Consider the following 18,462-nt stretch of genomic DNA (forward strand, 5'->3'; position numbering starts at 1 on the left):
TGCAAAAATCTATAATTATGAATTAGAGTTTTGAACAAAAATATTTTTAATAAATAAATGTTCATGTTTGGTTATTTTTCACCAAAGACAATATCAATCAGTACGGTTTCTAATGCATGGGGCAGATATACCGCCCTGACACCTTTCTGGAGGGAGAAATGGCAGATTTAGATGATATCAAAGAGGGTAAAGATTTTGGCATTAATACACCGCAACAGAACACGCTGTTTGAACTGAAAGGCTGTGGTGCGCTGGATTGGGGTATGCAGTCCCGTTTGTCACGGATTTTCAATCCCACCACCAATAAAACGGTGATGCTGGCATTTGACCACGGTTATTTTCAGGGACCAACGACAGGCCTGGAGCGTATTGATATCAATATCGCCCCGCTGTTTGAATATACCGATGTGTTGATGTGTACCCGCGGTATCCTGCGCAGTCAGGTTCCGCCTGCAACCAATAAACCTGTCGTCCTGCGTGCGTCTGGGGCGAACTCGATTCTGACTGAACTCTCCAATGAAGCTGTTGCGGTGGCGATGGAAGATGCACTGCGCCTCAATGTCTGTGCGGTTGCAGCACAGGTCTATATCGGTTCAGAACACGAACACCAATCTATCAAGAACATTATCAAGCTGGTGGATCAGGGAACACGTTATGGCATGCCAACAATGGCGGTGACGGGCGTCGGTAAAGATATGGCGCGTGACCAACGTTACTTCTCGCTGGCGACTCGCATTGCAGCTGAAATGGGGGCGAACATCATCAAAACCTATTATGTCGAAAGCGGTTTTGAGCGGATTGTGGCGGGTTGTCCAGTGCCGATTGTGATTGCGGGTGGTAAAAAATTGCCGGAACCGGAGGCGTTGAATATGTGCTATCAGGCGATTGATCAGGGGGCGTCTGGTGTGGATATGGGACGCAATATCTTCCAGTCGGAAGCCCCTGTTGCGATGCTGAAAGCGGTGCAGGCCGTGGTGCATCATCATGAGAAACCTGCTCAGGCTTATGAGCTTTTCCTGAGTGAAAAAGCCAGGGGGAAATAATATGCACGTCACATTAGTGGAAATTAATGTTAAGGCCGACAAGATAGACGAATTTATCGAAGTATTTCGGGATAATCACTTTGGTTCGGTTAAAGAGCCGGGTAATTTACGGTTCGATGTATTGCGTGATGAGAATATCCCGACTCGCTTCTATATCTATGAAGCCTATGCTGACGAAGCGGCAGTTGCAGCGCATAAGAAAACGCCTCATTACTTGCGTTGTGTGGAAAAACTAGAAGCATTGATGACTGAACCCCGTAAAAAAACCACGTTTATTGGTTTGATGCCGGAAGGAAAATAAGGCAAAAGAGGATATCAGATCGAGTGACAGGAAATATTTCTTATTGTTATAACCACGGTTATTGATGTAACCACTCGGCAATAAACGCTGCCACTTGTTCCGGCCGATTAATATCAAACTGTGGAAGTGGTGTTGCCAGCGTAATATCGCTGGCAATTGCTATGACATGCGGATCGAGAAGCTCATCAACGGTAGAGTTTAAGCCATCTCGATAAAGTGCGATTTTGGGGATGGGTTCATGTTTGAATCCTTCAACCAAAATCAGATCCGACAAATTGACATCAAATTGACGGGCAAGGTAGTCAAGATCCAGTTTCGGCAACTCTGGGGTTTCAGTCATCAAAGCCCAGCGTTGCTGGCTGGCAACCAATGTTTGTGCCGCCCCCGCTTTGCGTAGCTCGTAGCTGTCCTTGCCGGGTTTATCGACATCCATATTGTGGTGAGTATGCTTAATCAGCCCAACGCGGATGTGTTGCTGGCGTAACAGTGGAATAACGTGCTTCAATAGTGTCGTTTTTCCGGTTCCACTATAAGCGGTGATACCCAGAATAGGCAGTGTTGTGTTGTTGGTGCTGTGGTTCATGCCATCTCCTGAAGGCGTTCCCAATGATGGCATTCTTCAGGTGTATTTAAGTTGGTGAACGCATTGGGATTGGGAAAATAGACCGCTTTTGCCTTAATCATCTGCATAAAGAACATCAGTTTTCTGTCTCCCAAAGCCAGATAGCTTTCCAGACGGGGGATTAGTCTGCGGTGCATTAATACCAGAGTAGGATGTGCGCGTTCGCAGTCATGAGCATAAGCAGCCAAGGCGTTTTGTTTGTAGTGCCACAGTGTTGCGACCAGGTTTTCCGGGAAATTGGGGACATCGCAGGGAACAAATACCACCCACTCGTGGATGGCGCTTTTTAAAACCGCCAGCATACCTGCCAATGGCCCGGAAAAATCGGCAATGATATCCGGTATGACGGGATAGCCACTCTGATAATAAACCGCCAGATTGCGATTGGCATTAACCAACAGTTCATGAACCTGCGGCTGCAATCTTGTGGCAATGTGTTGGTAGAGTGGTGCATTGTTAAATTGCAGCAATCCTTTGTCGTTTCCTCCCATGCGGGTGGATAATCCTCCAGCCAGAATTGCGCCACTGATTTTTGGATGCGTCATGTAAAATCACCTGATATTGGGCAATGAAATATTTAATGTTTGGTATACCCTTTGTCTTTCAATTGTGAATCAATATCTCACCATGCTGCTTGAGGTGGCAGTATAACTTTACGCTGATTGACAGACCAATGCTTTCTCAATGTCATTAACCCTGCTAATTTGTATCGTGATTTATAAGGAACTAAAAATGAAGTATCACCGCCTCAATGAAGTTATCGAACTTTTACATCCAGTATGGAAGAATGAGCCGAATTTAAATTTGCTGGCGCTTTTGCAAAAACTGGCTGATGAAGCGGGATTCACAGGGCAGTTGTCTGAATTAACGGATGATATTTTGATTTATCACCTGAAAATGCGCGGTACGGATAGCCATGCAGAAATCCCTGGGTTGAAAAAAGATTATGAAGCAGATTTTAAGACGGCATTGTTGCGTGCCCGGGGCATTATTGAAGATTGATAAAGAGAGAACTGTGTTGTGACAGAACCGAAAGCTTTTAATTTCCAAAATATTACGCCAGATTTAATCATGGATGCATTGGGGCAATCTGGCCTGTATCTTGATTCTGGTTTGACTGAACTGAACAGCTATGAAAATCGGGTGTATCAGTTCATGGATGAGAACCGCAAACGCTATGTTGTGAAATTTTATCGCCCCCTGCGCTGGAGCCAGCAGCAAATTCAGGAAGAACACGATTTTGCCCATGAATTGCAGCAGGCTGATTTGCCCGTGGCAGCCCCGTTAATGTTTGACGGGCAGACAGTGCTGAATTACGGCGGTTTCTTTTTTGCCATTTTTCCCAGTGTGGGGGGGCGTCAGTACGAGTCAGATAGTTTTGACCAATTGGAAGACGTTGGGCGATTGCTGGGAAGAGTGCATCAAATCGGGGCAAAAAAAGCCATTTTCTGCTCGTCCTACCCTTAATCTGAATGAATATTTATATCAGCCGTACCAACATCTCGCTGAATGTAAACTCATGCCCGCCCGGCATAAACAGAATTTTCTGGTTGCACTCGATGAATTGAATCAGGCAGTCGCAAGCCAATGGCATGATAACTGGCAAGTATTGCGGCTGCATGGTGATTGCCATGCTGGTAATATCTTGTGGCGTGATGAAGCATGGTTTGTGGATCTTGATGATGCCCGCAATGGTCCCGCTATTCAGGATTTGTGGATGTTGCTGAGTGGCTCACGGCAAGAAAGGGTGATCCAGTTGGATATCTTGCTTGAGTCATATGGTCAGTTTATGGCATTTGATCCCAAGACATTGGCATTAATAGAGCCTCTGCGTGCGATGCGAATGGTCTATTATTTAGCCTGGGTTGCTCGTCGCTGGCAAGATCCGGCTTTTCCAAAAGCGTTTCCGTGGATGGCTGATAGTGATTTTTGGCATAAGCAAGTGAGTCTTTTTTCTGAACAAGTCAGGCTGTTACAGGAACCGCCTTTACAGCTTAATCCGATGTATTAATTTTTTTGGAGACCATTTATGAAGAAATTTTGGCTAGCGCTGGTGGGAGCATTTATGGCATTTAATGCTGCTGCTTCCGGTTTTTCTGAAGGCAAACAGTATACCGAGTTAAAAGATCCGGTTGCAAATCAGCCTCAGGTGGTGGAGTTTTTTTCTTTTTATTGTCCTCACTGCTATCAGTTTGAAAATACGTATCACGTTCCTGCTACGGTTGAGAAAAACTTGCCAGCAGGTGTGACTCATGAACGTTATCATGTGGATTTTCTGGGGCCGTTGGGCAAAGCATTGACCGATGCCTGGGCAGTCGCCATTGTCATGAAGATTGAAGATAAAGTCACTCCTATTTTGTTTGATGGCATTCAGAAAAGCCAAACCATCACTAGCAAGGACGATATCCGCAATGCCTTCATCAAAGCGGGTATATCTGGTGAAGAGTATGATGCAGCCCTGAACAGCTTTATCGTGCAGTCGGTAGCTGCTAAAGAGCGTCAGGCAGCCAAAGATTTCAACTTACGTGGTGTTCCAGCGATGTTTGTTAATGGTAAGTACCTGATCAACAATGGCGGAATTGACACTCGTTCAGCTTTGGACTACTCACAGAAATTTTCTGAGGTCGTGAACTATCTGGTAAACAAAAAATAAGTTGCAAGAAGGTAGCGTAACGAAACAAAAATGCGAGTATTAATATAAAATAATACAGGTATTGTGCCAGCCATGAGAGAGTTGGCACAATACCTGCCAAAAAACACCTTTCATAACATAAACTCCGGTAATATCCACAAGTCAGTGATTTTAAAGCGGTTGTAATATTTATTTAATATTTCGCGTAATTCATTGATTTTTACCTCCTGTTATCCTCTCTTTGCGGTGATATACATAAATCTGTTTTATATGCCATTTTTTTGTGCACAAAGTTATCCACAGAGCACTGATCAGAATATTTGTCATAAAATGCAAGTTAGTACGAGAAAATTCCCGCAAAATTCGTCTATAACGACACAGTATGGCATTCTATTCTTTATTCATCCCACAGAACGACGAAGAAAATTTTATGGCACAGATAGCAGACAATCCCCTGATTTTAGTTGATGGTTCTTCATACCTTTATCGTGCATATCATGCGTTTCCACCACTGACAAACAGTTCGGGAGAACCGACGGGCGCCATGTATGGCGTTCTGAATATGCTGCGAAGTTTGATCATGCAGTACAAACCCAGTCATGTGGCGGTTGTGTTTGATGCCAAAGGCAAAACGTTCCGTGATGAGCTATTTGCTGAATACAAATCCCATCGGCCGCCTATGCCGGATGACTTGCGTTTGCAGATTGAACCGTTGCACAAAATGGTTAATGCAATGGGACTGCCTATTCTGGTTGTGCCAGGCGTTGAAGCTGACGATGTTATCGGTACGTTGGCCTTGCAGGCTGAAAAAGAGGGCCGTTCGGTGCTGATTAGCACGGGTGATAAAGATATGGCGCAATTGGTGACGCCAAATATCACGCTGATTAACACCATGACCAACACTATTTTGGGACCGGAAGAGGTTGAGGGAAAATATGGTATCCCGCCTGAGCTGATTATCGATTTTCTCGCCCTCATGGGGGACTCTTCCGATAATATTCCGGGGGTGCCGGGAGTAGGTGAGAAAACCGCGCTGGGGCTATTGCAGGGGATTGGCGGATTGGATGAGATCTATGCCCGGCTTGATGACATTGCCTCACTTGGTTTCCGTGGAGCCAAAACCCTGGCTGGCAAAATGGAACAGCATAAAGCGATGGCTTATCTTTCCTACCAATTGGCGACAATCAAAACCGACGTTGAGTTGGATAGGACCTGTTTAGATCTTTCTGTTATTCCACCGGATGCGGATGAGTTACTGTCTCTGTTCAGTCATTATGAATTTAAACGTTGGATCAGTGACGTACAGAATGGTAGTTGGCTGGCAGGTAATGGAAAGAAACCTGTTGCAGCCGGCACTAAGTCAAAATCAGTAGCTGCTGCACCCGCCGCTGTTAAAATTTCACCGGAAAATTACCAAACCATCCTTGAGCGTCAATCCTTTGATGAGTGGATTGAAAAGCTGAAACAAGTTCCGGCATTCTCTTTTGATACGGAAACCGACAGTCTTGATACCCTGACAGCTAATCTGGTGGGAATGTCCTTTGCCATTGCCGTGGGGAAATCAGACGTTGAAGCCGCTTATCTGCCATTGGGACACGATTATCTGGATGCGCCACAGCAATTGGAGCTGCACGAAGTTCTCGCAGCATTAAAACCGCTGCTGGAGGATGCCAATCTGCCTAAAATTGGTCAAAACCTGAAATTTGATCGTGGTGTTTTAGCGCGTTATGCCATTGCTTTAAATGGCATTGTTTTCGATACCATGCTGGAATCGTATGTTTTGAACAGCGTAGCGGGGCGGCATGACATGGATAGCCTTGCCGAACGTTATCTGGGCTATAAAACCACCACATTTGAAGAAATTGCGGGCAAGGGCAAAAAGCAACTCACCTTCAATCAAATCCCATTGGAGGAAGCCGCAAAATATGCGGCGGAAGATGCAGATGTGACTCTTAGGCTACATCAGGTCATGTATCCTCAGTTAGAGAATGCGCCAAAGCTGCAAAAAGTTTTCCAGAAGATCGAAATACCTCTGGTGCCGGTTTTGTCCCGTATGGAAAGAACAGGGGTGTTGATCAACGCCCAAACGTTGGCAGAACATTCAAGGGAAATCACTGCACGTCTGGATGAACTGGAAAAGTCTGCTTATGAGTTGGCAGGGGAAGAATTCAATCTGGCGTCACCAAAACAGTTACAAGTCATCTTATTTGAAAAAATGAACTTGCCTGTGTTGAAAAAGACGCCAAATGGCGCACCATCAACGAATGAAGAAGTACTGGAAGAGTTGGCAGAGAACGATGAGTTGCCAAGAGTGATTCTGGAACATCGCGGCCTGGCAAAACTGAAAACCACTTACACGGATAAATTGCCTCTGATGGTGCACCCACTGACAAATCGCGTTCATACGTCTTATCATCAGGCGGTAACTGCGACGGGACGCCTCTCTTCCCGTGATCCAAACTTACAAAACATCCCTGTTCGTAATGATGAAGGGCGCCGCATCCGTCAGGCATTTGTGGCACCGGAAGGTTACCGCATTATGGCGGCGGACTATTCGCAGATTGAATTGCGCATTATGGCGCACTTGTCACAGGACAAAGGCTTGTTGGAGGCATTTGCCCAAGGCAAAGATATCCACCGCGCAACGGCTGCGGAAGTGTTTGGCGTACCATTGGAACAAGTGACCAGTGAACAGCGTCGCAGTGCTAAGGCGATTAACTTCGGCCTGATTTATGGCATGAGTGCGTTTGGCCTATCCCGCCAGTTAGGTATTCCGCGTGGTGAAGCGCAGCGCTATATGGATCTCTATTTTGAGCGTTATCCGGGAGTGCTGGCTTATATGGAACGTACACGGACGCAGGCGGCTGAACAGGGATTTGTCGAAACGCTGGAAGGTCGTCGGTTGTACCTGCCGGATGTCAAATCGAGTAATGCCATGCGTCGTAAGGCGTCAGAGCGTGAAGCCATCAATGCACCTATGCAGGGGACGGCAGCAGATATCATCAAATTGGCAATGATTGCGGTAGATAACTGGATTATCAGTGAGCAGCCAAATGTGCGCATGATCATGCAGGTTCACGATGAACTGGTATTTGAAGTGCATGAATCAGAGCTGGAGACCGCAGGGCAGAAAATCAGAGAGCTGATGGAACAAAGTATGCAGCTTGATGTGCCGTTAAATGTGGATGTTGGGATTGGTGATAATTGGGATCAGGCACACTGATATACCTTTTTATCTTAAGAAGCAGAAGCAGAAAAAGAGCCGTAGAAATGCGGTTCTTTTTTTATTGAATGATTTTTATGAAAATACTGCTTGTTTAATGAACTGAAATTATCTCAATTATGCCGCGAAAAGGCATGTGACAAGAATTTCAGTTAGGTTGTAGATTAGATCTAGATCTCATAAATATGTAATTAAACTACATTAATGACGCCATAATAACCTGAATTGCTTAAATGTTAACAGCTGAATCGAGGTAATTAGTGAAAATTAATTACAAAAAAGTCTTTTTTTGATTAAAAGAATAGGTTAAAGTTATCGGCGTAGGGTACAGAGGTAAGATGTTCTATCTTTCAGACCTTTTACTTCACGTAATCGGATTTAGCTGAATATTAGCTGCCCCAGTCATTTCTTTTGACTGGGGCGTTTTTTTATGGGGCAGAGGCGGATGTTATTCCATCTCAATGGCTGGCTGATTGAACCACTGGTTAAGTTTTTGCTCTAGTTTATCAATGCCGATTTTTTTCAGGGCGGAGAAGTATTCGATCTGAATATCACCTTCCAGAGAGGCTAATTCCTGACGAACTTTTGCCAGTTGGCTTTTACGGGCTCCGGATGCCAGTTTATCAGCTTTAGTCAGCAATACCATGACAGGGACTTGCATCACGACCGCCCATTCGATCATTTGCCTATCCAGATCTTTCAGTGGATGGCGGATATCCATCAAAACCACCAATCCCTGAAGGTATTCACGCTTCTGGAGATATTCCCCCAACGCTTTCTGCCACTTACGTTTCATCTCTTCTGGTACTTCGGCGTAGCCATAGCCCGGCAAGTCTACCAGACGGACTCCTTCTTCTACTTCGAATAGGTTAATTAATTGGGTACGGCCAGGGGTTTTACTGGTACGCGCAAGGCTCTTTTGGCGGGTCAGTGCATTCAGGGCGCTGGATTTACCCGCATTTGACCTACCGGCAAACGCGACCTCAATACCCACATCTTGAGGCAGGTGGCGAATGTCAGGTGCACTCGTAATAAAGTGGGTCATATGATAGTTGTAGTTCTTGATGGTCAAAATGGTTATCTCCCTGAGGAATACACAAAAATAGCGCGATGATTATACCGAGGGGAGTTGCTTGTGGACAGGAGTAACTTGAGGAATCCGTAATAGGTTCTTTTTGTGAATAATTCGCCAAATCAACACTTTTTCGGGATTCAAACTTTCCTTATATACTCGATAAACTTCAAGTTGCAATCCGCAAGACGACGTGAGGCCTTATATTTCCCCGCTGCGCGGGGAAATATAACACGCATCTTGAAGTTGGATTGGTATAGATCATGTTGGTGATTATTCTGGAAAAAATATCCGAAAGCACAGTGTAAGAAACTGAGCTTACAGATTTTGAATGACTCTGATTATGCTGTCGAGTGTACATCAATCTTCAATTTCTATGTTTTAGCATGGAAAGCATATCAATATGGGGGTTATTCACAAAATAGACTTTGCTGAACTATGCGAATATAAAAGTTATCGGTAGATTTTCCCTCTATTCATCTAAGATACTCGTAAATGTAGGTAAATCTTTGGAACTTCACTCCATAGGGAATTACACTTAAGGCGTTTTGTTGTTATGAGTTTTATTGTTGACCTCAAAAATAAAGGAACCATTAATGTTTAAACGTATTTTTGTGTCGCTTATGGCTGCATGTGCTATCAGTGCGATAGCTGTCCCAGTATTAGCCGCTGAAACTCACGTGAAGCTGGTCACATCGGCTGGAGAAATCGAACTTGAGTTAGACAGCAATAAGGCACCAATGACTACCAGGAATTTCGTTGAGTATGTCAATGAGGGATTTTATAACAACACCATCTTTCATCGTGTTATCCCGGGCTTTATGATCCAGGGTGGCGGCTTTACAAAGGATATGAAGCAAAAAGCTACCCGGGAGCCAATTAAAAATGAAGCAGATAACGGTCTGCGGAATCTGCGGGGTACTATTGCTATGGCACGTACCGCAGATAAGGATAGCGCAACCAGCCAGTTTTTTATTAATGTGACTGATAATGCTTTCCTTGACCACGGGCAGCGTGACTTCGGTTATGCAGTCTTTGGCAAAGTGGTTAAGGGCATGGATGTGGTTGATAAAATTTCTCAGGTCAAAACAGAAAATGTTGGTCCTTACCAAAATGTACCGGCAAAACCTATTGTGATCTTGTCTGCCAAGGTTGAACCTTAACAGCTCGAAGACCGACATAATACGGTATTCGGATAATCATTACTGGTTGTTTGAGTACCGTTTGCATTCCCCTTCTCTCCGCCATTTCTACGTTGTTACATCATGCTGCATTATGGTAATGCGGTCTCCGTACCACTATTTTAAAAGTGCTTCTGTGGTATGATTAGCCCCCCATTGCTGTTAATACTGCTTTACCTGATTTTACTGTTATACAGAATGCATAATATCCCTCTGGGGTAGGGCAACTTATAAGACTATAATAATCAGTAGGATATACTCCTATGTTACTAATAATAGATAACTACGATTCTTTTACATTCAATTTATATCAATATTTTTGTGAGTTAGGGGCAGAGGTTTTAGTTAAGCGTAATGATGAGATTCAGCTTGAAGATATCGAAGATTTGGCGCCTACTCATTTAGTCATTTCTCCGGGGCCTTGCACACCAAATGAAGCAGGGATCTCGTTGGAAGCGATTTCACATTTTGCAGGGAAATTGCCCATCCTCGGTGTGTGCCTGGGACATCAGGCAATAGGTCAAGCTTTTGGTGCGAGCGTTGTTAAAGCTCGTGAAGTGATGCATGGGAAAACCAGTCTGATCCATCATAGCCAGCAAGGGGTATTTAAAGGATTAGATCGTCCATTGACGGTCACGCGTTATCACTCTTTGGTCGTTGCCGCAGAAACGCTTCCTGCTTCATTTGAAGTGACGGCCTGGAGTCAGCGCAATGGCGACGTAGATGAAATCATGGGAATACGTCACCGTACTTTACCACTGGAAGGCGTGCAATTTCATCCGGAAAGCATTCTGAGTGAGCAGGGACATGAATTGTTGAATAATTTCCTGAAATATTAGTCAGTTACCTCCATATTCCCTCATTCAGTGTTTTTTTATTTGCTCTTAAGTGATTTTTTATTCATATTTTATGAGTATTATTTCATTTTTCAAATGGCAAAGATAAAAATAAGGTGGGGGAAATGTCAGAAAATAAAGCAATAAAACGAAATACCTATGATCACGTGATGTTGCCCATTTATGCACCGGCGAATTTTATTCCTGTCAGAGGGCAAGGAAGTCGAGTATGGGATCAACAGGGTAAAGAATATATTGATTTTGCCGGAGGGATCGCGGTTCTGGCTTTGGGGCACTGTCATCCGGCTTTGGTGAACATCCTGAAGCAGCAAGGTGAAAAATTGTGGCATGTCAGCAATATTTTTACCAATGAGCCAGCCTTAACTTTAGCGCAGAAATTGATTGATGCGACCTTTGCCCAGAAAGTCTTTTTCGCTAATTCGGGAGCGGAAGCTAATGAAGCGGCATTTAAATTGGCACGTCGTTATGCGATTACTCGTCATCATCCGAATAAAACTAAAATTATTGCTTTCCATCAGGCGTTTCATGGACGCACCTTTTTCACTGTTTCGGTAGGAGGGCAGCCAAAATATGCCGACGGGTTCGGACCTAAACCTGCTGATATTGTTCACGTACCTTTTAACGATTTGGATGCCGTCAGGGCGGAAATCAATGATCACACTTGCGCTGTTGTTTTGGAGCCAATTCAAGGAGAAGGGGGAGTGACTCCTGCGACGATAGAGTTTCTGCATGGCGTGCGGGAATTGTGTGATAAACATCAGGTCTTGTTGGTCTTTGATGAAGTCCAGAGTGGAATAGGGCGCACGGGTAAATTATATGCTTACCAGCATTATGGCGTACAGCCGGATATCCTGACGACAGCAAAAGCGCTGGGGGGCGGTTTTCCCATCAGTGCAATGTTAACGACAGATACAATAGCGGCAGCAATGGAAACGGGTGCGCATGGAACGACTTATGGTGGAAATCCACTGGCTTGTAGTATCGGTTGTGTCGTACTGGATATCATCAATACGCCAGAAGTGATGATGGGCGTGGAAAAACGGCACGATAGGCTCATTCATGCTCTGGAAAAACTGAACCAAAAATATGGTATTTTCCATGAAGTTCGTGGAAAAGGCTTGCTTATTGGCGCCGTATTGAAAGCTGAATATCAGGGCAAGGCCAGAGAGATAGTGCAGCAAGCGGCGGAATCGGGATTGATGTTATTAAGTGCAGGAGACAGCATCTTGCGCTTTACCCCATCATTGATCATTCCTGAGGACGAAATTACAGACGGCATGATGCGGCTGGAAATGGCGGTATCCCGCTGGTTAAACAAATAAAAGTAAAAAAGCCAGTGCGAAGTAACGGGCTGCACTGGCTGAGTTTCTGGTTTATCGGGAATTAACGTGTCCCATAAACGACGATGGTTTTGCCATGTGCAGAGATCAGGTTTTGATCTTCCAGCATTTTCAGGATACGGCCAACCGTTTCACGGGAACAACCCACAATCTGCCCGATTTCCTGACGTGTGATTTTGATTTGCATACCATCAGGGTGAGTCATTGCATCAGGCTGTTTGGCCAGATTGAGCAATGTCTGGGCGATACGGCCTGTAACGTCCAGAAAGGCTAAGTTACCTACTTTTTCGGAAGTGGTTTGTAGGCGACTTGCCATCTGGGCAGATAAACGCATCAGAATATCAGGATTGACCTGAATTAACTGGCGAAATTTCTTATAGGAAATTTCAGCCACTTCACAGGCACTTTTGGCTCGCACCCATGCAGTACGTTCTTGCCCCTCTTCAAACAATCCAAGTTCACCAATGAAATCTCCCTGATTTAAATAAGAGAGAATCATCTCCTTACCTTCTTCATCTTTTATTAGAACAGCAACTGAACCTTTAACAATATAGTAAAGCGTTTCTGCTTTCTCGCCTTGATGAATAAGCGTGCTCTTGGATGGATATTTGTGAATATGGCAGTGTGACAAAAACCATTCAAGAGTTGGGTCTGTTTGTGGCTTGCCGAGAACCATTCGCTTTATCCTCTGTTGTTATTTCTGCCTTTATGATGTGAGAAACGGTAGTTCCTCTTCAGGCTGGCTTGATAAAATCAATAGGTTAACAATTAACCTGCTGAAAAACTGACAAGCGGGAATTTTATATGGATTATAAAGATGTCAAAATTTAGGTATATTGTCTTAACCATATACCTTGTCAGTCCCTACTTGTAACCTTGTTTGTAACACAGGAAAGCGTTTCTGTCTTCTCCTGTATCGCTTCAGCCTATTAAACTGACTGCCAGATTATCAGAAATCAGGCAGAAGAGTTGGTTTTATTGATTTTACATTTATAAAAGGGAAAAAATTATGTTACCAAAAATGGCCTATTTATTTTAATAAAACAGGTAACATTATTTTTTGTTACCTGCCTTATTAAAAATTAAATGGGGATTAAATTACGAGATTTTTTTGCCTTCCAGTAATTGTTTAACAAGCGGTGCCATAATTAATTCCATTGCCAGCCCCATTTTTCCACCCGGAACGACGATAGTATTTAGGCTGGAAATAAATGAACCCTGAAGCATAGCGAGTAAATAAGGAAAATCAATTTGAGTGAGACCACGGAAGCGGATCACGATAAAACTTTCGTCCAGCGAGGGGATCGCTTTGGCAGAGAAGGGGTTAGAGGTATCAACAGTAGGGACACGTTGGAAATTGATGTGGGTACGTGAAAACTGAGGAGTGATGTAGCGGATATAGTCATCCATTGAGCGGACAACGGAATCCATGACAGCTTCTCTGGAATGCCCACGCTCACCGGTATCACGGATGAGTTTTTGTATCCATTCTAAGTTGACGATAGGCACAACGCCAATCAACAGATCAACATGACTGGCGACATTGTGTTGTGGCGTGACAACACCACCGTGCAGTCCTTCATAAAATAGGACGTCCGTATTTGATGGCAGAGGTTCCCACGGTGTGAAAGTACCGGGTAATTGGTTATAGGGGACGGCCTCATCATAGGTATGGAGATATTTTCGGCAGCGGCCATTGCCCGTTTCTCCGTACTCAAGGAATGTCTTTTCCAGCATACCGAAATCGTTAGCTTTTGGCCCAAAGTAGCTGATATGTCTGCCTTGTTCTCTTGCTTTCCGTATCTCGGCATCCATTTCAGGACGAGTATAACGATGGAAACTATCCCCTTCTATCAGTGCGGCTGTTACGTCAAATTGTTGGAAAATCTTGCGAAAAGCGACACTGGTCGTGGTTGTTCCTGCGCCACTGGAACCAGTGATTGCGATAACGGGGTGTTTGGCAGACATGAACAGACTCCTTAATCAATAAAATTGGCGAATCAGTCAATTAGAATGAATAAAACAAACCGAGCTTTACGGGCGGAACATCGCTTTAGACAAGATATTAACGGTTCCATGTAGTTCAGACCATACCAGCAGAACTTCACCTCGCTCAAGTTGACGTTTGACATCTTGCACTTTTTGTTCGAGCGTTTTTTCCTGTTCGCCGTAATCAGTACCTTCCCGCAAGACAAAGTTTTCAATTAAGTTGTGGAGTGTATCGGCTTCCAATTGTTGCCACGGGATAATCATTGTGATTGCTCCTGAAAATACGGTAATTCATCATTGGGGAACTTAGCCAGTGCTAATGGAGTTGTAGGCCGGGATTCATAATGAATTGATTTCATGATTAGTTATCTTGTATGTGAAATAACATACTGTTATTTTCTTGAAAAGAAATGTCAACCACCTGGGTGGGAGGGGAATCTACCCATGACTTTAAGCCTGATATTCTCGCTTAGTATATTTATGTTTATTTCCGCTGTCACACCGGGTCCAAACAATTTGTTACTGACATCATCGGGAGCTAATTTTGGAATTCGCCGTTCTATCCCGCTTTGTCTGGGCATTATTTTGGGGATGCAGACAATTTTGCTGCTGTCTGCGTTTGGTGTTGCTGCGTTACTGCTGATTTATCCTGCGTTACATACGGGCCTGAAAATACTCGGATGCCTGTATTTATTCTGGCTAGCCTGGAAGACAGCTACTTCGCATTATAAGCGGCTGGACACCATAACGTCGGCAGGAGAGCCAATCAAAATTTATCAGGGTTGGCTATTGCAGTTCTTGAATCCAAAAACCTGGTTGATGGGATTGGGCGCAATCAGTAGTTACAGTCTGGCTGGAGAGCTGTATAACTATTCCATTTTTGTTATCAGCATCGTGATGTTAATCGTCAATACCCTTGCTGGTGCAATCTGGCTGGTTCTTGGCTCACTGATTGGTCAGTTACTGAGAAGCCGCCGCGCGTGGTTTATCTTCAATGTCGCAATGGGAGTCCTGACGGCGGCTTGTGTGCCGTTAATCTGGTTTGGTTAAGTCAATATTTTTGCATCTGAAAAATAGCGTTAGTGAAGCCCATCCTGTCAATGGTATTGAGTATTAATGATTATCGGTCTATTGAGATCGCTGGCCGGATAAGCCCTTGGTGTTCTGCCAGTAACGTTGTGGCTTCTTCGGCGCTGACACCCGATAAAATCATGACGATTGCGGTCTTGCAATGACCACCACAGGCGTTCAAGGCATGTTCTGCCATTTCTCTACTGCACTCCGTGGCGGCCATGACAATATTTTTCTGGCGTTCGATTAATTTGGCATTGGTGGCGTTTACGTCAACCATCAAATTACCATATACCTTGCCAATACGGATCATGGCACCTGTCGTGATCATATTCAGTATCAATTTTTGTGCCGTGCCTGCCTTCATACGGGATGAACCCGTTATCACTTCTGGCCCTACGACGGGCGTGATGGCAATATCAGCTAATTGCACCATTGAGCTGTTTGGATTGCAGCTGATACAGGCGACAGTAGCACCAACTGATTTGGCATATTCCATGGCACCTAATACATAGGGGGTTCGGCCACTGGCTGCGATCCCGACCAGAACATCTCTTTGATTAACGTGTAATGCCTGAAGATCTTTTGTACCTAATTGCCGATTATCTTCCGCATTTTCGACAGCGTGCAAAATGGCTTGATGCCCTCCGGCAATTAAGCCGATTACCTGTTCTGGTTTTGTACCATAAGTGGGTGGACATTCACTGGCATCCAGGATGCCTAAGCGCCCAGATGTGCCTGCTCCACTATAGATTAAGCGCCCACCCTGACGAAATGCCTCGGCAACTTTATCAACGACACGGGCAATTTGAGGCAGTGTTTTTTCAACGGCAATAGCCACTTTTTTATCTTCATCGTTGATAACACGGAGCATATCGAGAGTTGAGAGTTGATCAATGTGGGTACTGGCGGGGTTACAACTTTCTGTTATCATATTGCTCAAGTCGATTTTCATCATTTATCTGTCATATTTTATTGAAATTAAGAAGTGAATTATGTACGTCAGATTATCTTACTGAGCGTTTAATAGAAAATATACACCAAAATAGATTAAAAACACGATTTCCCGCTTTTTATTTTATATCAACCCAACTTCAAAATACGTGTTATATTTCCCCGCGCAGCGGAGAAATATAAGGCCTCGCGTCGTCTTGTGGATTGCAGCTTGAAGCTTGAAGCTTGAAGTTTATCGAGTATATATCGGAAAAATTGTCGATACGATGTTTGAAGGTGGTTTCTTAGATGACTAAAAATTAACACGTTTTATCCATAAAATGAAAATTCAATACAGAGTATTCCGATATAAAAAAAGAGTAAAAAATCGTTAAGAATAAGTATGCATTATCACTATCAACACACTATAAAGCCTGTCATTGCCGTATTGCTATTTTTTAATGTCACATCTCCTTATTAACACGTAATAAGAGTGAATATTAAAGTGATCATAAAATTAAAATATGGAAGAGCGATTAATGATATAATGGATGTAAATTATCTGCTGTTTGTTACATTATCCGAGTAAGCCAGATGTATATGCTTTTCTTTATATTCTTCAATTAAATTATTCACACAATAGTTTCACAATATGATATTTTAACTTTCATAATCTCTGGTATTTGATTTGGCAGATTCTCAATAAAGAAAAGTTATCCATTGTGGATCTGTTTATAGGTTATGTCTCGATTGTTTTTAACCTTAAGAAATAATAATGACTCTGTGGTTTAAAAAATGAAATGGAATGATAAATAATATCGTTAACAAGGAAGATATCCACATTGCCAGAATAATTAGTTACTATTGAAATAATTTTTTAATGAAATTAAAACATAATTATAATAAATATTTTGCGAATTGCCCTCTTATTAACTAACATTTTATTAGTTAACATTTTGACCATTTTACCTGATAAAACCTTTGGCAAAACACTAAGTTAAAATGCTATCACCATGAATCTGTAATGTTTTGTAGTTATTCAACAATCATTGGGCTAAAGAACATGGATATACGCAATCTTGAAGCTTTTATCGTTTTGGCTGAAACGCTTAATTATCATAAGGCTTCTGAGAGGCTTTATCTTTCTCAGCCAGCCTTGACGAAGAGAATTCACGGGTTGGAAAATATTCTTGGTGCATCACTATTTATAAGGGGACCAAATGGAACAAGGTTGACAGATTTTGGGCAGAAGACGTTGGAAAATACCCGGAAGTTTTTATCTCACTATGAGCACTTCAAAAGTCAGGTTCATGTCGATTCAAAAGAGGATATGGTCAGGCACTTATACGTCGGTTCTTGTTTTCCTATCCACAATTATTCTCAAATAGAGCGACAGTTCGTGGAAAAAAAGGGAGCGTTGTGCTGTCATTGGTGACAGGACTGTCAGTTGAGCAGCAGATAAATTTATTGAATGCAAGGATGTTACATGTTGCAGTGATGCCGCTATCATCTATTAGCGCTCCGTTAGAGCCAAAAAAGGTGTTTACGGAAAGGTTGATCTATATCTTTAAGAAAGGAAGTCATCTGGTATCTAAATGCAGAATAGCCTTACGTAAGTTTGGCAACGGAGTTACTCCGAAAAATTCACCAGAAAAAAAGAGGAGGTTGAGTTAACGGATTGCCTCAATGTTTTTCCTATCTATACTGGTGACAATATGCATTTGCTATTAAAAACAAATGATATCATGTTGATAGTAGAGATGATTACAAAAAATAATGCCTATACCTGTGTGCCTAAACGGATTATTAGTTCTATCCCTGAGTATTATATGAATTTTTTGGAAATTGTTGAAACGGATAAAAAAATTGATCTTGGGGTGGTATGGGCAAAATACATAGATGAGCCTTTGATTGAAGATGCTGAAAACTTTTCTGCCTTAGTTGCTAATGTATGAGTCAGTCATTATTCCTTGTTTTATACGGAATATTGTCATTTTGTCTCTCATGATAATCAAGCTTGAGGTGTGATTTTTAAAAGGTTTCTCAGTCAATGAGCAAAAAATGAAAATCTGAAACATTTTTCAATTATAAATGATCTCCTGCATAATTGATGAATTATTATTTTTTACGACGAATATTCTGGCTGTTTGCAAGCAATTTTATATTTTTTCTTTGTAAATAGGGAATAATCGGGTGTT

21 protein-coding genes are annotated in these 18,462 nt (G+C 43.0%); 14 read left to right on the plus strand and 7 right to left on the minus strand.

Annotation, left to right across the window (positions count from 1 at the left end):
• The first annotated feature begins 158 nt into the window (after positions 1-158).
• Positions 159-1,043 (plus strand): 3-hydroxy-5-phosphonooxypentane-2,4-dione thiolase, encoded by an 885-nt coding sequence (gene lsrF, locus PXH59_RS16150; protein WP_047770742.1) that lies wholly within the window; start codon positions 159-161, stop codon positions 1,041-1,043.
• Position 1,044: 1 nt separating this feature from the next.
• Positions 1,045-1,344: a (4S)-4-hydroxy-5-phosphonooxypentane-2,3-dione isomerase gene (gene lsrG / locus PXH59_RS16155; RefSeq protein ID WP_047770743.1), complete on the plus strand. Its 300-nt coding sequence runs from the start codon at positions 1,045-1,047 to the stop codon at positions 1,342-1,344.
• A 58-nt stretch (positions 1,345-1,402) separates the two neighbouring features.
• On the opposite strand, the gene mobB is transcribed toward lsrG, so the two are convergent.
• Both mobB and mobA read right to left on the minus strand, forming a co-directional pair.
• A complete protein-coding gene (mobB, locus tag PXH59_RS16160; RefSeq protein ID WP_047770744.1) occupies positions 1,403-1,927 on the minus strand; it encodes a molybdopterin-guanine dinucleotide biosynthesis protein MobB in 525 nt (174 codons plus the stop codon).
• Positions 1,924-2,511, minus strand: a complete 588-nt coding sequence (gene mobA / locus PXH59_RS16165) for a molybdenum cofactor guanylyltransferase MobA (RefSeq protein WP_285809146.1) — start codon at positions 2,509-2,511, stop codon at positions 1,924-1,926. The genes mobB and mobA overlap by 4 nt, the downstream gene beginning before the upstream one ends.
• Positions 2,512-2,698: 187 nt before the next feature.
• Here mobA and PXH59_RS16170 point away from each other — a divergent pair, with 187 nt between their 5' ends.
• The 6 genes from PXH59_RS16170 (at position 2,699) to spfP (ending at position 8,207) form a co-directional block, all read left to right on the plus strand.
• Entirely contained in the window at positions 2,699-2,968 is a 270-nt protein-coding gene (locus PXH59_RS16170) for a YihD family protein (protein WP_047770746.1), read from the plus strand.
• 18 nt (positions 2,969-2,986) lie between these two features.
• The gene (locus PXH59_RS16175; RefSeq protein ID WP_285809148.1) at positions 2,987-3,433 is read left to right on the plus strand and encodes a serine/threonine protein kinase; all 447 of its coding nucleotides are present in this window, start codon (positions 2,987-2,989) and stop codon (positions 3,431-3,433) included.
• Complete coding sequence (locus tag PXH59_RS16180) at positions 3,345-3,977, plus strand: serine/threonine protein kinase (protein ID WP_285809150.1); 633 nt, start codon at positions 3,345-3,347, stop codon at positions 3,975-3,977. The genes PXH59_RS16175 and PXH59_RS16180 overlap by 89 nt, the downstream gene beginning before the upstream one ends.
• Before the next feature lie 18 nt (positions 3,978-3,995).
• Positions 3,996-4,619 carry a thiol:disulfide interchange protein DsbA gene (gene dsbA, locus PXH59_RS16185; RefSeq protein WP_047770747.1) on the plus strand — a complete coding sequence of 208 codons (624 nt, stop codon included), beginning with the start codon at positions 3,996-3,998 and terminating at the stop codon, positions 4,617-4,619.
• A 409-nt stretch (positions 4,620-5,028) separates the two neighbouring features.
• Entirely contained in the window at positions 5,029-7,821 is a 2,793-nt protein-coding gene (polA, locus tag PXH59_RS16190) for a DNA polymerase I (RefSeq protein WP_285809151.1), read from the plus strand.
• A gap of 338 nt (positions 7,822-8,159) precedes the next feature.
• Complete coding sequence (spfP, locus tag PXH59_RS20320; RefSeq protein WP_438361642.1) at positions 8,160-8,207, plus strand: small protein SpfP; 48 nt, start codon at positions 8,160-8,162, stop codon at positions 8,205-8,207.
• Positions 8,208-8,269: 62 nt separating this feature from the next.
• Here spfP and yihA read toward each other — a convergent pair whose 3' ends face one another.
• A complete protein-coding gene (gene yihA / locus PXH59_RS16195) occupies positions 8,270-8,893 on the minus strand; it encodes a ribosome biogenesis GTP-binding protein YihA/YsxC (protein WP_047770749.1) in 624 nt (207 codons plus the stop codon).
• A gap of 596 nt (positions 8,894-9,489) precedes the next feature.
• On the opposite strand from yihA, the gene ppiA reads away from it, so the two are divergent.
• The 3 genes from ppiA to PXH59_RS16210 all read left to right on the plus strand — a co-directional run bounded on the left by ppiA (position 9,490) and on the right by PXH59_RS16210 (position 12,253).
• On the plus strand, positions 9,490-10,056 hold the full coding sequence (gene ppiA / locus PXH59_RS16200) for a peptidylprolyl isomerase A (protein WP_047770750.1): 567 nt from the start codon (positions 9,490-9,492) through the stop codon (positions 10,054-10,056).
• 281 nt (positions 10,057-10,337) lie between these two features.
• Complete coding sequence (locus PXH59_RS16205) at positions 10,338-10,913, plus strand: aminodeoxychorismate synthase component II (RefSeq protein WP_285809152.1); 576 nt, start codon at positions 10,338-10,340, stop codon at positions 10,911-10,913.
• Positions 10,914-11,035: 122 nt separating this feature from the next.
• On the plus strand, positions 11,036-12,253 hold the full coding sequence (locus PXH59_RS16210; RefSeq protein ID WP_285809153.1) for an aspartate aminotransferase family protein: 1,218 nt from the start codon (positions 11,036-11,038) through the stop codon (positions 12,251-12,253).
• A gap of 61 nt (positions 12,254-12,314) precedes the next feature.
• Here PXH59_RS16210 and crp read toward each other — a convergent pair whose 3' ends face one another.
• The 3 genes from crp to PXH59_RS16225 all read right to left on the minus strand — a co-directional run bounded on the left by crp (position 12,315) and on the right by PXH59_RS16225 (position 14,524).
• Positions 12,315-12,947, minus strand: coding sequence for a cAMP-activated global transcriptional regulator CRP (gene crp / locus PXH59_RS16215; RefSeq protein ID WP_004240730.1), 633 nt, complete (start codon positions 12,945-12,947; stop codon positions 12,315-12,317).
• A gap of 422 nt (positions 12,948-13,369) precedes the next feature.
• On the minus strand, positions 13,370-14,239 hold the full coding sequence (locus tag PXH59_RS16220) for a phosphoribulokinase (protein WP_285809164.1): 870 nt from the start codon (positions 14,237-14,239) through the stop codon (positions 13,370-13,372).
• A 66-nt stretch (positions 14,240-14,305) separates the two neighbouring features.
• Positions 14,306-14,524: a YheU family protein gene (locus tag PXH59_RS16225; RefSeq protein WP_047770754.1), complete on the minus strand. Its 219-nt coding sequence runs from the start codon at positions 14,522-14,524 to the stop codon at positions 14,306-14,308.
• A gap of 180 nt (positions 14,525-14,704) precedes the next feature.
• On the opposite strand from PXH59_RS16225, the gene PXH59_RS16230 reads away from it, so the two are divergent.
• On the plus strand, positions 14,705-15,310 hold the full coding sequence (locus tag PXH59_RS16230) for a LysE family translocator (protein ID WP_285809165.1): 606 nt from the start codon (positions 14,705-14,707) through the stop codon (positions 15,308-15,310).
• Positions 15,311-15,380: 70 nt separating this feature from the next.
• Here the strand turns inward: PXH59_RS16230 and murQ are convergent, their stop codons facing one another.
• Positions 15,381-16,286: an N-acetylmuramic acid 6-phosphate etherase gene (murQ, locus tag PXH59_RS16235; RefSeq protein WP_285811808.1), complete on the minus strand. Its 906-nt coding sequence runs from the start codon at positions 16,284-16,286 to the stop codon at positions 15,381-15,383.
• A 1,041-nt stretch (positions 16,287-17,327) separates the two neighbouring features.
• On the opposite strand from murQ, the gene PXH59_RS16240 reads away from it, so the two are divergent.
• Both PXH59_RS16240 and PXH59_RS16245 read left to right on the plus strand, forming a co-directional pair.
• Positions 17,328-17,699: a LysR family transcriptional regulator gene (locus tag PXH59_RS16240; protein WP_285809166.1), complete on the plus strand. Its 372-nt coding sequence runs from the start codon at positions 17,328-17,330 to the stop codon at positions 17,697-17,699.
• 280 nt (positions 17,700-17,979) lie between these two features.
• Positions 17,980-18,219: a hypothetical protein gene (locus tag PXH59_RS16245; RefSeq protein ID WP_285809167.1), complete on the plus strand. Its 240-nt coding sequence runs from the start codon at positions 17,980-17,982 to the stop codon at positions 18,217-18,219.
• Positions 18,220-18,462: the final 243 nt, after the last annotated feature.

It is taken from the genome of Xenorhabdus bakwenae, assembly GCF_030272115.1.
GTDB classification, from domain to species: Bacteria; Pseudomonadota; Gammaproteobacteria; order Enterobacterales; family Enterobacteriaceae; genus Xenorhabdus; species Xenorhabdus bakwenae.